This window comes from Sulfitobacter sp. D7 (genome assembly GCF_003611275.1).
Taxonomy (GTDB): domain Bacteria; phylum Pseudomonadota; class Alphaproteobacteria; order Rhodobacterales; family Rhodobacteraceae; genus Sulfitobacter; species Sulfitobacter profundi.
The window spans coordinates 2512212-2525465 of the sequence record NZ_CP020694.1; the positions used below are offsets into that span (position 1 = coordinate 2512212).

Below are 13254 nucleotides of genomic sequence, written 5' to 3' on the forward strand. Positions count from 1 at the left end.
CAGAGGGGATCGGCTGTCCATCGCCGATCAAGGCCAATTCCTTCATTTCTCTGCAAAGAAAATGGGCGAATTTGCCCGCATTTCATGCTATAGTATTCCTACGAAGCGAGTCTGCACCACCTTAATTCCAGGATAACCCTCTTACATATTGTGGTTGAGTACTGCTTCAAAAGACCGTCGCCCCCATGCGGCGGTCTTTGCTCGTGCCTTTCATCCGTCTGGTGCCCCCTCCCCGCTTTTCACCCCAGTCCGATCGCTGCTCGGCGGCAATCCACCCTTGCCCCCATGGGCAAAGACGAATAGATACCCGCCAACCAAAACCGAAAGCTGTCGTACCCATGGAAAATGTCGTTCTGATCATTCACCTGATTCTGGCCCTCGGCCTGATCGCCGTGGTACTGCTGCAACGGTCTGAGGGCGGTGGCCTTGGCATGGGTGGTGGCGGCGGCGGTGCCGTTTCGGGCCGCTCTGCCGCGACGGCACTGGGTAAGGTGACATGGATCCTTGCCGCTGGTTTCATCGCCACCTCGATCACGCTGACCATCATCGCGGCGGAAAAATCCGCAGGCTCGTCGGTCATCGACCGGCTGAGCGCGACACCGCCCGCCCAGAACCAAGATGGCAGCCCTGCCCTGCCTGCGGGCGACGATCTGCTGCCGCCTTCCGCGGATGGCAACTCACCGCTGGTCCCTGCGGCCGATTAAGCTAACGAACACAAAACCTTGAGGCACGGCCTTGTTCCGCAACTGCATGTTGCGGCAGGCCTTGCCTCACACGCACGAATCCTGTAAGGCTTAAATCCCGTGGTGCTGCGGTTTTCCGCAGCGCGTTTGGCTGGTTTTTGCCTGCAACAAACTTTGATTTCACGGGGGTCTCCGATCACATGGCACGCTATATCTTCATCACAGGCGGTGTGGTCTCGTCGCTGGGCAAGGGTCTGGCCTCGGCGGCCTTGGGCGCCTTGCTTCAGGCACGCGGTTTTTCGGTTCGTCTGCGCAAGCTGGACCCCTACCTGAACGTCGACCCCGGCACGATGTCGCCATTTGAGCATGGCGAAGTCTTCGTCACCGATGATGGCGCGGAAACCGATCTTGATCTTGGGCACTATGAGCGCTTCACCGGCGTGGCCGCGCGCAAGACCGACAGCATCAGTTCGGGCCGGGTCTATTCCACCGTGCTGGAGAAAGAACGCCGCGGCGACTATCTGGGAAAGACCATTCAGGTTATCCCCCACGTCACCAATGAAATCAAAGACTTCATCGATATCGGCGATGATGAGGTCGATTTCATGCTCTGCGAAATCGGCGGCACCGTGGGCGATATCGAAGGTCTGCCCTTCTTTGAAGCGATCCGCCAGTTCAGCCAAGACAAGCCGCGCGGGCAGTGTATTTTCATGCACCTCACGCTGCTGCCCTACGTCAAAGCCAGCGGCGAATTGAAGACCAAGCCGACGCAGCACTCGGTCAAAGAGCTGCGCTCCATCGGCATCGCGCCCGACATTCTGGTCTGCCGTTCCGAGGGGCCGATCCCCGCGAAAGAACGCGAGAAGCTGGCGCTCTTTTGCAACGTGCGCCCGGATTCGGTGATCGCTGCGCAAGACCTTAAATCGATCTACGAAGCGCCCTTGGCCTACCACCGCGAGGGGCTGGATCAGGCGGTTCTGGATGCCTTCCAGATCACCCCTGCCCCCAAGCCGAACCTGCGCCGTTGGGAAGACGTGGCCGACCGCATCTACAACCCCGAAGGCGAAGTCAAAGTCGCCATTGTCGGCAAATACACCCAGCTTGAAGACGCCTATAAATCCATCGCCGAGGCGCTGACCCATGGCGGCATGGCCAACCGGGTCAAGGTTAACGTGGAATGGGTCGACGCCGAGATTTTCGACAGTGAAGACCCCGCGCCGCATCTTGAAGGTTTCCACGCGATCCTCGTCCCCGGCGGCTTTGGCGAGCGTGGCACCGAAGGCAAGATCAAGGCCGCGCAATATGCCCGCGAGCACAAGGTCCCCTACCTCGGTATCTGCCTTGGCATGCAGATGGCGGTGATCGAAGCCGCGCGAAACGTGGCCGGACTGAAATCTGCGGGGTCAGAAGAGTTTGACCATGAGGCAGGCAAAAAGCGTTTCGAGCCGGTGGTTTACCACCTGAAAGAATGGGTGCAGGGCAACCACAAGGTGGCGCGGAAGGTCGATGACGACAAAGGCGGCACCATGCGTTTGGGCGCCTATGACGCGACGCTGGCCGAAGGCTCGCGCGTGGCCGAAGCCTATGGCACCACTACGATCGATGAACGTCACCGTCACCGTTATGAGGTCGACATCGCCTATAAGGAACAGCTTGAGAAGGCTGGGCTGAAATTCTCGGGCATGTCGCCGGATGGCAAGCTGCCAGAGATCGTGGAATGGTCGGATCACCCGTGGTTCATCGGCGTGCAGTTCCACCCTGAGCTGAAGTCAAAGCCGTTTGATCCGCATCCCCTTTTCAAGGATTTCGTGCGCGCCGCGAAGGATGTGTCGCGGTTGGTATAAGATCGAAGGCCCGAGCGTTAAACGCCGGGCCTTTTTTCTGTCTGGCAGCCATCAACAGGCCCGGAATCAAGCCGCAGGCGCCGGGCCATCGCCTGCCCGCCCGCCACGCCGCAGGCGTGCCATCATTCATTCGCCGCACCTGCGGTGCGACGGGTAGGCTATGGCCCTCTCCGCTCTTTCGCGTTGCACCCGCCAACCACTCCGCTACAGCTAGGCCATGCTGAGCTATCAACACATCTACCACGCCGGAAACCTTGCAGACGTGCAGAAACACGCACTTTTGGCGTGGATGCTGTCGTATCTCACCCGCAAGGACAAACCGCTCACCTATCTGGAAACCCACGCAGGCCGGGCGCTCTATGACCTGTCGGACGCGGCGGCCGAAAAGACCGGCGAGGCGCGGCAGGGCATCGACAAGGTGGCCCATTGGTTCGCCCCCGATCACCCCTATTCCCAAGTCTTGCAAGCGTTGCGCGAGACCCACGGCCCCCGCGCCTATCCCGGCTCTCCTCTGCTGGCTGCGAAACTGCTGCGCCCCGATGACCGCATCCATCTGGCCGAGTTGCACCCCCAAGAGCACAGCGCCCTTGATCTGGCAATGTCGCCCTACCCGGCGAAATGCCACCTCAGCGATGGGTTCAAGATGGCCTTTGCCCTCACTCCGCCTACGCCGCGCCGGGGGATGCTGCTGATTGATCCCTCCTATGAGATCAAGACAGATTACGAGACCATCCCGCGCCAGATCGCCAAGCTTAGCCGCGCGTGGAACGTCGGGATCATAGCCCTGTGGTATCCGATCCTGACCAACCGCGCACATGTACCCATGCTCGACACGCTCACCGCCAACCACCCCGATGCGCTGCGCCACGAAGTGCGCTTCCCGCCAGCGCGCCCCGGTCATGGCATGGTCGGCTCGGGCATGTTCGTGATCAATCCCCCCTACGGGCTGGCAACTGAGGCGCAGAACCTCACCGCCCGTTTCGCCACTTTGACCCAACAGGAGAGATAACAGATGCCAAAGGGCTATTGGATCGCCACCATGGATATCCACGACACCGCGATTTATGATAAATACCGCGCCGCCAATGCCAAACCATTCGCGGATTACGGCGCGCGTTTCCTCGTGCGCGGCGGCACCCAACAAGTCCGCGAAGGCCAGATGCGCGCCCGCACTGTTGTCTTGGAATTCGACAGTTATGCCGACGCGGTCGCCTGCTACGAAAGCCCCGGCTACCAGCGTGCCAAAGACATCCGCCTGAACGTGGCCGATGGGTCTTTGGTGATCGTAGAAGGCTATGACAGCTAAATCCATGCGGACCATTGCAGGAACCAGCGCGCCCCACGCGCAGTTTCCTCTATGGCGACCCTGTTTCCTGCGATAAGTGAGCCCCATGCTGAACCGACTGTTCCCCCGCCGTAAGGCACAGCCGAAACCTTTGCCGCAGCCCAATGCCCAACTGGCACTGGGCGCGCTTTTGGTCCGTGTGGCCTTTGCGGATCGTACCTACCGCGCCTCCGAGATCGGCCAGATCGACCAGATTCTGGCGCGGACCTTTGGATTGAAACCGATCGAGGCCGCCAAGCTGCGCGCCACGTGCGAGGCGCTGGAACGTGACGCCCCCGGCACGCCTGAGTTCACCCGCATCCTGCGCGAAGAGGTCGACTATGCCGACCGCAAAGCACTGGGCGAGGCGATGTGGCAGGTGGCCCTCTCGGACGGGGCGCGCAATGATGACGAGGAAATCCAGCTTGTCGCCATCGAAACCGCGCTTGGCCTATCGGATGAGGATATGGCCGCAGCCCGCGCCAACGCTCTAAATACGCTCTGACATTCCCTTTCCCCGCAGCAGGATGATAACGCACTTATGTTTGGTGACTTTCTCAAACGGCTGACCCAGCCCGAACCCGACCCATTGGCCGACAACGATGCCCGCCTCGCGCTGACCGCGCTCTTGGTCCGCATCGCCAGGTCCGACAATGACTACGCGATGAGCGAACGGCGCTTGATCGACCGGATCGCGGCTGAACGCTACGGGCTGAATGAGGCTGACGCCACCGCCCTGCGCGAAGAAGCCGAGGCGCTTGAGGCGCAAGCCCCCGACACCGTGCGCTTTACCCGCGCGATCAAAGACGCGGTGCCCTATGAGCGTCGGCTGGAGGTGATCGAAGCGCTTTGGCAGGTGGTTTTGGCCGATGGCAGCCGCTCTGACGAAGAAGACGCGCTGCTGCGGTTGGTGTCGAACCTATTGGGCGTCACCGATACCGACAGCGCCATGGCGCGCCAGCGTGTCGCCAAGGAAAGCTGACCTAGCGTCAGCACCGGTACTGCGATGCAACGCGGGCCAAACTCTGCGTTGCAATTTCCGTCGATTCGTCGCTTTATAGCGCACTGAAATGACAGATTGGCGACAGTTTCCGTGACGACAGATACCCCGGTTCTCCAGATCAAGAACCTTCACAAAGCCTATGGCTCGCTGGAGGTTCTCAAAGGGGTCGATCTGACCGCCCCGCGTGGCCATGTGATCTCGCTGATCGGCTCTTCAGGCTCTGGTAAATCGACCTTGCTGCGCTGCTGCAACCTGTTGGAAGACAGCCAACAGGGCGAGGTGATTTTCAAAGGCGAACCGGTGCGGTGGAAAGGCAACGGCCACCACCGCTGCCCGGCGGATGCCAAACAGGTGCTGCGCATCCGCACCAACCTGTCGATGGTCTTCCAGCAGTTCAACCTCTGGGCGCATATGTCGATCCTGCAAAACGTCATGGAAGCGCCGCTGACCGTGCTGGGCCGCGACCGGGCAGAGGTAGAGCGCGCCGCGCGCGGCTATCTTGAAAAGGTCGGGATCGGTGACAAATGCGATGTCTACCCCGCCCAACTGTCCGGCGGCCAGCAACAGCGCGCCGCCATTGCCCGTGCACTCTGCATGGAGCCCGAGGCGCTGCTGTTTGATGAGCCGACCAGCGCGCTCGACCCCGAGCTGGAGCAGGAAGTCGTCAAAGTTATCAAGGATCTGGCCGCAGAGGGGCGCACGATGGTGATCGTGACCCACGATATGAAACTGGCGGCTGACGTCAGCGATCATGTCGTCTTTTTGCACAAAGGTCTGATCGAAGAACAAGGGACGCCGGAAGAAGTCTTCGGCGCGCCCAAATCGGAACGTCTGCGTGGGTTCCTTTCGGCAACCCAGCCTGCGTAAACAAAAACCAAAGGGAGTTACCAAATGAAAAAGATTCTACTGGCAAGCGCCGCGCTCAGCATGACTGCTGGTTTCGCGATGGCCGAAGCTCATGGCAAAACCATCCGCATGGGCACCGAGGGCGCCTACCCCCCCTACAACTTCATCAACGACGCCGGCGAAGTCGACGGTTTCGAGCGTGAGCTGGGCGACGAGCTGTGCAAACGCGCCGAGCTGACCTGCGAATGGGTCAAAAACGACTGGGACAGCATCATCCCCAACCTCGTGTCGGGCAACTACGACAACATCATGGCCGGGATGAGCATCACCGACGAGCGGAAGGAAGTCATCTCCTTCACGCAGAACTACTATCCGCCGACCGCTTCCGCTTATGTTGCGGCCTCTGAGGATGCGGACATCGAAGGCGGTGTTGTTGCAGGTCAGACAGCGACCATCCAAGCTGGTCACGTTGCCGAAAGCGGTGCCACGCTGATCGAATTCGCGACCCCCGAAGAAACCGTCGCGGCCGTGCGCAACGGCGAAGCCGACGCGGTATTCGCTGACAAAGATTACCTCGTTCCGATCGTCGAGGAATCCGGCGGTGAGCTGATGTTCGTGGGCGACGATGTCCCGCTTGGCGATGGCATCGGCATGGGTCTGCGCCAGTCCGACACCGAACTGCGTGACACATTCGACGCTGTCATCACCGAGATGAAAGAAGACGGCTCGCTGAACGAGATGCTTAAAAAGTGGTTCGGCGAAGACACCAATACCTACGAGTGATCCAACCTCAGGCGCGCCCCTCGCGGCGCGCCTGACCTTCCCTGCGCGGCACCCTCGCGCGGATTAGCCCATGGGGGCCCATGTTTTCTTTCTGCTCTGACCCATCGATCCTGAACGACTGGTTCTGGACCGCCTGTTACCTGACAACCGGCGTTCATATGTCGTTCTACATGTCCTTCCTCAAGGTCTTGATGCTGCTTGCCGTGACCGCGCCTGTGGCGCTGGCCTTCGGCTTTGGCGGGGCCATGATGGCGCGTGCGCGTTTCGCGCCGCTGAGTTGGGTCGGCAAAGGCTATATCGCACTGGTGCGCGGTGTGCCGGATATCGCCTTCTTTCTGTTTTTCGTCATCGCCTTGGATCAGGGCATCGAATACCTGCGTCACAAGGCGCTCTGTTCCGATTGGGACATGCCGGTCCGCCAAGGCAGTGATTTCGTGGTCTGTCAGGCCGCCAAAATGCCTTTGGGCAATGCCGCGCAATGGGTGCATGAGACCTATGGTTTCGGCCTTGCGGTCTTTACCTTTGCCATCGTCTTCGGCGCTTTTGCGGCCAACGTCCTGTTCGGTGCCATGCGCGCCGTGCCCCGGGCGCAGCTTGAAACCGCCGAGGCTTACGGCATGAACCACCGCCAGACCTTCTGGCGGGTACTGGTGCCGCAGATGTGGGTCTATGCCCTGCCCGGTCTCAGCAACCTGTGGATGGTGCTGATCAAGGCCACGCCGCTGCTGTTTCTCCTGGGCGTCGAGGATATCGTCTATTGGGCGCGCGAACTGGGCGGCACCAAGACGCCACGCTTCACCGACTATCCGCACCCCGATTGGCGCATGTGGTACTTCCTCGGGCTGCTGGTATTCTACCTGCTCTTTACCCGGATTTCCGAGATTTCGTTGGACCGCCTGATGAAACGACTGACACGCGGCCAAGCCACCACCGGCGGCGAAGCCCAGCGGAGGGCCGGCGCATGAGCTGTCTGCAAACGATTCAGGACTACGGTCTGCGCTCTCTTGGCTATGGTGAACGCCTGCTGCCGCGCGAGGGTTTCACGCTCTGCGAACAGTTCACGCTGATCGGCTCAGGGATGCTGTGGAACATCTACTTCGGCGTCATCGCCCTGCTGACAGGGTTCTTCTTTGCCACGGCGCTTGGCGTTGGAAAGGCCAGTCCGAACCCTTGGTTCCGCAAACCGGCGGAATGGTTCATCTTCATCTTCCGTGGCTCGCCGCTCTTCATCCAATTCTTCTTTGGCTACTTCCTGTTTCTGTCGCTAAAGTCCGAATACGCCTTTTTCGCTCCCTTCACCGCGGCATGGTTGGGGGCGCTGATCGTGCTCTTTCTCAACACTGCCGCATATTCGGGCGAAATTTTTTACGGCGCGCTGCAGTCCATCCCCAAGGGCGATGTCGAGGCCGCAGATGCCTATGGTCTGTCGGGCTGGTCGCGCTTTCGCCGGGTGATCTGGCCCACCTCGCTGCGCCTTGCCTGGCCCGCCTATACGAACGAGGCGATTTTTCTGTTTCACGCCACGACACTGGTGTTTTTCAGCGGTTTCCCGGCCTGGCAACAGCGCGGAGATGCGCTCTATTACGCCAGCTATTTTGCCGACAAAACCTTCAATCCCTTCGTGCCCTATCCCATTCTTGCCGGTTATTTCATCCTTCTGACGCTCTGCATCATTGGCGTCTTCGGTTTGATCAATTCCCGCCTAAACCGGCACCTGCCACAGGCCCAACGCCGTAAAATTCGCTTGCGTCCTAATTTGATCCGGTAGTATCCATTATTTGATCAAATTACGCGGCGCGTGGGCGCCAACTGCTTTTGCCCCCCGGGTGAACCGCTCTGTGACATGCCCACCGCCTTTGCAGGTGACGTATGAACAACTGGCTTCGCAAAAACCCTCAGGTCCGCACCATTCGTGTGGCCGCCGCCGACCTCAATGGCCAAGCCCGCGGCAAGCGCATTCCGTCGCGTTTTGCCGATAAGGTAACCACCGAAGGCACCCGCTTTCCGGTCTCGGTGCTGAACCTCGACATCTGGGGCGAGGATATCGACGACAGCCCGCTGGTGTTTGAGAGCGGCGATGCGGACGGCGTGCTGAAACCGACCGAGCGGGGCTTCATGCCGATGCCATGGCTCGACGCGCCCTCGGCCCTGCTGCCGATTTGGATGTTCCGCGAAGATGGCCGCCCCTACCCCGGCGATCCGCGCCACGCGCTGCGTGCCGTGCTTGACCGCTACAAAGCGCGCGGCCTCACGCCCGTCTGCGCGGTGGAACTGGAATTCTTCCTGATCGACGATTCGGGCCGCAACCTTCAGGTGCCGATCTCGCCCCGCTCGGGCAAACGACGCAAGGCGGCCGAGACCATGTCGATCCGCGCGCTCGACCAGTTCGATCTGTTCTTCACCGATCTCTATGACGCCTGCGAAGAGATGGACATCCCCGCCGATACCGCCATTTCCGAGGCGGGTCTGGGCCAGTTCGAAATCAACTTGATGCATTGCGACGATGCGCTGCGCGCCGCCGACGACGCATGGCTGTTCAAGATGCTGGTCAAAGGGCTGGCGCGGCGGCACGGCTTTGCCGCAAGCTTTATGGCGAAACCCTATGAGGATTACTCCGGCTCTGGCCTGCACACGCATTTTTCGGTGCTGGATGAAAATGGCGACAACATCTTTGACGATGGCGGGCCCAAGGGGACCGCCACGCTGCGCCACGCCGTGGCGGGCTGCATGAACGCGATGCGGGGCTCGGCGCTGGTGTTCTGTCCGCACGCCAACAGCTTTGACCGGATGGTGCCGGAATCCCATGCGCCCACCGGGGTATGCTGGGCCTATGAAAACCGCACCGCCGCGATCCGCATCCCTTCGGGCAGCCACAAGGCGCGGCGGATCGAACATCGGGTCTCTGGCGGCGACGTGAACCCCTATCTGATGCTGGCCGCCGTTCTGGGCGCGGCGCTTAACGGGATCGAAGATGGAGCAGAGCCGCCTGCCCCGATCACCGGCAACGCCTATGCCGCCGATCTGCCGCGCATGCCCAGCGATTGGAAAACCGCTATCGACTTGTTTGAAAGCTGCCCCCATGTCGCACGGATCTTTGCCCCCGAGATGGTCCGCAACTTCGTGCTGACGAAACGCCAAGAATTGCATTACATGCAGGAATTGACCCCAGAGGAACAGGTCGAGATCTATCTCGACACTGTGTAACAGGTGACACATGAAAATCGGCATTCTTCAAACCGGCCATTCTCCCGACGACTTCCGCGAACAGCTGGGCGACTATGGCGAAATGTTCACCAAGCTGCTGGACGGTCATGACTTTGACTTTCAAATCTGGTCGGTCGTCGATGGGATCTTGCCCGAAGGGGTGGATGAAGCCGATGGCTGGCTCATCACCGGGTCCAAACACGGCGCTTACGAGGATCACGACTGGATCCCGCCGCTGGAAGACTTCATCCGCGAAACCTATGCCGATGGCCGCCCGATGATTGGCGTCTGTTTTGGCCATCAGGTCATCGCCCAAGCGCTTGGCGGCAAGGTCGAAAAGTTCACCGGCGGCTGGTCGATCGGCCGCACTGAATACGACATGGACGGAGACAAGCTGGCCCTCAACGCATGGCATCAGGATCAGGTTGTCGAACTGCCCGAAGGTGCCAAGGTCGTCGCCTCATCTGATTTCTGCCCCTATGCGGCGCTGGCCTATGACAACCGCATCTGGACGGTTCAGCCTCACCCCGAGTTCGGTCATGATTTCATCGACGGCTTGATCAAAACCCGTGGCAAAGGCGTGGTGCCGGACCACCAGCTTGAACAGGCGACCGCCGCGCTTGGTGGCCCCATTGATAACCAAAAAATCGCGGACCAAATGGCCGCATTCTTCAAAGACAACAGGAAAGAGAGGGCCTGATGGCCGAGGATTGGACAGAAGCACTACCCGAAGCGGCGCGCGCCTATCTTGAGGGCCGGCGTCTGGACGAAGTGGAATGTATCATCCCCGACCTGCCCGGCATCGCCCGCGGCAAGGCTGTCCCGGCGTCGAAATTCGCGCGGCAGGATTACTTTCACCTGCCCGACAGCATCTTTTACCAGACCATCACCGGTGAATGGGGCGAAGCGGCAGGCGACGATGGGTTCATTGAAAAAGACATGATCCTGCGCCCGGATATGGACACGGCCACCGCCGCCCCATGGACCGGCGACTGGACACTTCAGGTGATCCACGACGCTTTCGACCGCAACAATGAGCCAGTGCCCTATTCGCCGCGCAATGTGCTTAAACGGGTGGTGCAACTGTACCGCGACAAGGGATGGGAGCCTGTGGTGGCCCCTGAGATGGAATTTTTCCTTGTGGCCCGCAACATCGACCCGGCCAAGGAAATTCAGCCGATGATGGGCCGCTCGGGCCGCCCCGCAGCGGCGCGGCAGGCCTATTCGATGACCGCCGTGGATGAGTTCGGCCCCGTCATCGACGACATCTATGACTTTGCCGAGGCACAGGGTTTTGAGATTGACGGCATCACCCAAGAAGGCGGTGCTGGCCAGCTTGAGATCAACCTGCAGCACGGCGATCCGGTGCGTCTGGCCGATGAGGTCTTCTACTTCAAACGGCTGATCCGAGAAGCGGCGATGCGGCACGAGTGCTATGCCACCTTCATGGCCAAACCCATCGCCGATGAGCCGGGCAGCGCGATGCACATCCACCACTCGGTGCTGGACGTGAAAACCGGCGAAAACATCTTTGTCGATGCGGATGGGGAAGAGACTGCGCCCTTCAAGCACTTCATCGCCGGGCTGCAAAACCACATGCCCTCGGCGCTGGCCGTGATCGCGCCCTACGTCAACTCCTACCGCCGCTACGTCAAGGATCACGCCGCGCCGATCAACCTTGAGTGGGGCCGCGACAACCGGACCACAGGCATCCGCGTGCCGCTCTCGGGGCCAAAATCGCGCCGGGTTGAGAACCGCCTTGCGGGGATGGATTGCAACCCCTACCTCGGCATCGCCGCCAGCCTCGCCTGCGGCTATCTGGGATTGATCCAGCAAAAAGACCCGCTGCCCGAATTCAAGGGCGACGCCTATGTCGGCGAAGGGGACATCCCCCAAGTTCTGGGCCAAGCGCTTGATCTGTTTGAAGAAGCCACGGAGCTGCATGAGGCTTTGGGGCCCGATTTCGCCCGCGTTTACTCCATCGTCAAGCGGGCCGAATACGAAGAGTTCCTTCAGGTCATCTCGCCCTGGGAACGTGAACATCTGCTGATGAACGTCTAACGCCCGGAGGCCCGATGAACCTGCTTTACGCCAACGACACGCCCGGCCAGTACCCCACCAGCTGGTATGCCGCCACCGCCACGAAGCACACGGCCTACCCGCCGCTTCAGGGGGACGCAAAAGCCGACGTATGTGTGGTTGGCGGGGGCTATACCGGCCTTTCGGCAGCACTGCATCTGGCCGAGGCGGGCTATGACGTGGTGCTTTTGGACGCGCAGCGCGTGGGCTTCGGTGCGTCGGGCCGCAACGGCGGGCAGTTGGGGTCGGGCCAGCGGGTTGAACAGGACGGTCTGGAGAAGATGCTGGGTCAAGAGCACGCCAGCAAGCTTTGGGAGATGGGGCAAGAGGCCAAGGCGCTGGTCAAATCGTTGATCGAAAAGCATGAGATTGACTGCCATCTGAAACCCGGCGTGGCATGGACAGGATCGACCGCCTCGGACGTGCGGCACTTGCACGAGTATGCAGAGCATCTGCAAAAGCACTACGGCTATGATGAGATCGAGGTGCTGGATCACGCCGCGCTGCAATCGGTTTGCCCCTCGCCCGACTACAAAGGCGGTGTGCTGGATATGGGTGCGGCGCATCTGCATCCGCTGAACTATGCGCTCGGCCTTGCCCGCGCCGCCGCCGCCGCGGGGGTGCGCATTCATGAGACAAGCCCCGCCGAGAATATCGTCGAAGGCAGCAAGGCACTGGTGCAGACCGCCACCGGCAGCGTTTCTGCCGACCATGTGGTGCTGGCCTGCAACGGCTATCTGGGCAAGTTGAACGGCGACGTGGCCGCGCGGGTCATGCCGATCAACAACTTCATTGCCGCGACCGAACCCTTGGGCGACCGCGTAAACGATGTGCTGCCCCGCGACGTGGCGGTGGCTGACAGCCGGTTCGTGGTGAATTACTTCCGGCTGTCGCACGACGGGCGCCTGCTTTTCGGGGGGGGCGAAAGCTATGGCTACCGGTTCCCGCAGGACATCGCCGCTAAGGTGCGCAAACCGATGTCGCAGGTCTTTCCGCAGTTGAAGGATGTGAAGATCGACTATGCTTGGGGCGGCACCTTGGGCATCACGATGAAGCGCCTGCCCTATGTCGCGCGGCTGGCGCCGAACATCTTATCGGCTTCCGGCTATTCTGGCCACGGGGTCGGCACCGCGACCCATGCGGGCTATCTGATGGCCAAGGCGATCGAGGGCGATGCTGCTGGGTTCGACACGATGGCCGCGATCCCGACGCAGGCATTTCCGGGTGGCGCCTCTCTGCGCAGCCCGCTGCTGGTGCTGGCCATGCTTTGGTATGCGACGCGGGATCGGCTGGGTCTTTGACTTCTCCAGCGTGAGCGGCAATGGCGGGGGGCTCGTTTTGGGCGGGCCTTTGAAAAGCGGGGGCGCTGCCCCCATCGCGCCGGGGGCGCGATTCCCCCGCGGGTATTTGAGAAAGAATGAAGGAAGAACTGGGGTGCGGGTTGAGCTGGTCTTCTCTTGGCCTGAGCGGCGCGTTGTTTTACAATTC

14 protein-coding genes are annotated in these 13254 nt (G+C 60.8%); all 14 read left to right on the forward strand.

Annotated features, from left to right (window positions below):
- Positions 1–338: 338 nt before the first annotated feature.
- Positions 339–704: a preprotein translocase subunit SecG gene (gene secG / locus B5M07_RS12115; protein WP_067627076.1), complete on the forward strand. Its 366-nt coding sequence runs from the start codon at positions 339–341 to the stop codon at positions 702–704.
- A gap of 179 nt (positions 705–883) precedes the next feature.
- The gene (locus B5M07_RS12120) at positions 884–2527 is read left to right on the forward strand and encodes a CTP synthase (protein ID WP_067627074.1); all 1644 of its coding nucleotides are present in this window, start codon (positions 884–886) and stop codon (positions 2525–2527) included.
- 217 nt (positions 2528–2744) lie between these two features.
- Positions 2745–3536: a 23S rRNA (adenine(2030)-N(6))-methyltransferase RlmJ gene (locus tag B5M07_RS12125; RefSeq protein ID WP_120351500.1), complete on the forward strand. Its 792-nt coding sequence runs from the start codon at positions 2745–2747 to the stop codon at positions 3534–3536.
- A gap of 3 nt (positions 3537–3539) precedes the next feature.
- Entirely contained in the window at positions 3540–3833 is a 294-nt protein-coding gene (locus B5M07_RS12130) for a DUF1330 domain-containing protein (protein ID WP_067627071.1), read from the forward strand.
- Positions 3834–3918: 85 nt separating this feature from the next.
- Positions 3919–4356 carry a TerB family tellurite resistance protein gene (locus B5M07_RS12135; RefSeq protein WP_120351501.1) on the forward strand — a complete coding sequence of 146 codons (438 nt, stop codon included), beginning with the start codon at positions 3919–3921 and terminating at the stop codon, positions 4354–4356.
- Between the two features lie 36 nt (positions 4357–4392).
- Complete coding sequence (locus B5M07_RS12140) at positions 4393–4833, forward strand: TerB family tellurite resistance protein (RefSeq protein WP_067938626.1); 441 nt, start codon at positions 4393–4395, stop codon at positions 4831–4833.
- 111 nt (positions 4834–4944) lie between these two features.
- The gene (locus B5M07_RS12145; protein ID WP_120351502.1) at positions 4945–5721 is read left to right on the forward strand and encodes an ABC transporter ATP-binding protein; all 777 of its coding nucleotides are present in this window, start codon (positions 4945–4947) and stop codon (positions 5719–5721) included.
- A 24-nt stretch (positions 5722–5745) separates the two neighbouring features.
- Complete coding sequence (locus B5M07_RS12150; protein WP_120351503.1) at positions 5746–6483, forward strand: transporter substrate-binding domain-containing protein; 738 nt, start codon at positions 5746–5748, stop codon at positions 6481–6483.
- 80 nt (positions 6484–6563) lie between these two features.
- Positions 6564–7448 carry an ABC transporter permease gene (locus B5M07_RS12155; protein WP_067627062.1) on the forward strand — a complete coding sequence of 295 codons (885 nt, stop codon included), beginning with the start codon at positions 6564–6566 and terminating at the stop codon, positions 7446–7448.
- Positions 7445–8251: an ABC transporter permease gene (locus tag B5M07_RS12160; RefSeq protein WP_120351504.1), complete on the forward strand. Its 807-nt coding sequence runs from the start codon at positions 7445–7447 to the stop codon at positions 8249–8251. Before B5M07_RS12155 ends, B5M07_RS12160 begins: the two co-directional genes overlap by 4 nt.
- A 101-nt stretch (positions 8252–8352) precedes the next feature.
- Complete coding sequence (locus B5M07_RS12165; protein ID WP_120351505.1) at positions 8353–9687, forward strand: glutamine synthetase family protein; 1335 nt, start codon at positions 8353–8355, stop codon at positions 9685–9687.
- Between the two features lie 10 nt (positions 9688–9697).
- The gene (locus B5M07_RS12170; RefSeq protein WP_120351506.1) at positions 9698–10387 is read left to right on the forward strand and encodes a type 1 glutamine amidotransferase; all 690 of its coding nucleotides are present in this window, start codon (positions 9698–9700) and stop codon (positions 10385–10387) included.
- A complete protein-coding gene (locus B5M07_RS12175; RefSeq protein WP_120351507.1) occupies positions 10387–11748 on the forward strand; it encodes a glutamine synthetase family protein in 1362 nt (453 codons plus the stop codon). The genes B5M07_RS12170 and B5M07_RS12175 overlap by 1 nt, the downstream gene beginning before the upstream one ends.
- Positions 11749–11762: 14 nt before the next feature.
- Positions 11763–13067: an NAD(P)/FAD-dependent oxidoreductase gene (locus B5M07_RS12180; protein WP_120351508.1), complete on the forward strand. Its 1305-nt coding sequence runs from the start codon at positions 11763–11765 to the stop codon at positions 13065–13067.
- Positions 13068–13254: the final 187 nt, after the last annotated feature.

What these genes read in the sequence shown, in the direction of transcription:
- secG (WP_067627076.1), top strand. Translation starts at nt 339, where the DNA reads ATGGAAAATGTCGTTCTGATCATTCACCTGATTCTGGCCCTCGGCCTG.
- B5M07_RS12120 (WP_067627074.1), top strand. Translation starts at nt 884, where the DNA reads ATGGCACGCTATATCTTCATCACAGGCGGTGTGGTCTCGTCGCTGGGC.
- B5M07_RS12125 (WP_120351500.1), top strand. Translation starts at nt 2,745, where the DNA reads ATGCTGAGCTATCAACACATCTACCACGCCGGAAACCTTGCAGACGTG.
- B5M07_RS12130 (WP_067627071.1), top strand. Translation starts at nt 3,540, where the DNA reads ATGCCAAAGGGCTATTGGATCGCCACCATGGATATCCACGACACCGCG.
- B5M07_RS12135 (WP_120351501.1), top strand. Translation starts at nt 3,919, where the DNA reads ATGCTGAACCGACTGTTCCCCCGCCGTAAGGCACAGCCGAAACCTTTG.
- B5M07_RS12140 (WP_067938626.1), top strand. Translation starts at nt 4,393, where the DNA reads ATGTTTGGTGACTTTCTCAAACGGCTGACCCAGCCCGAACCCGACCCA.
- B5M07_RS12150 (WP_120351503.1), top strand. Translation starts at nt 5,746, where the DNA reads ATGAAAAAGATTCTACTGGCAAGCGCCGCGCTCAGCATGACTGCTGGT.
- B5M07_RS12155 (WP_067627062.1), top strand. Translation starts at nt 6,564, where the DNA reads ATGTTTTCTTTCTGCTCTGACCCATCGATCCTGAACGACTGGTTCTGG.
- B5M07_RS12160 (WP_120351504.1), top strand. Translation starts at nt 7,445, where the DNA reads ATGAGCTGTCTGCAAACGATTCAGGACTACGGTCTGCGCTCTCTTGGC.
- B5M07_RS12165 (WP_120351505.1), top strand. Translation starts at nt 8,353, where the DNA reads ATGAACAACTGGCTTCGCAAAAACCCTCAGGTCCGCACCATTCGTGTG.
- B5M07_RS12170 (WP_120351506.1), top strand. Translation starts at nt 9,698, where the DNA reads ATGAAAATCGGCATTCTTCAAACCGGCCATTCTCCCGACGACTTCCGC.
- B5M07_RS12175 (WP_120351507.1), top strand. Translation starts at nt 10,387, where the DNA reads ATGGCCGAGGATTGGACAGAAGCACTACCCGAAGCGGCGCGCGCCTAT.
- B5M07_RS12180 (WP_120351508.1), top strand. Translation starts at nt 11,763, where the DNA reads ATGAACCTGCTTTACGCCAACGACACGCCCGGCCAGTACCCCACCAGC.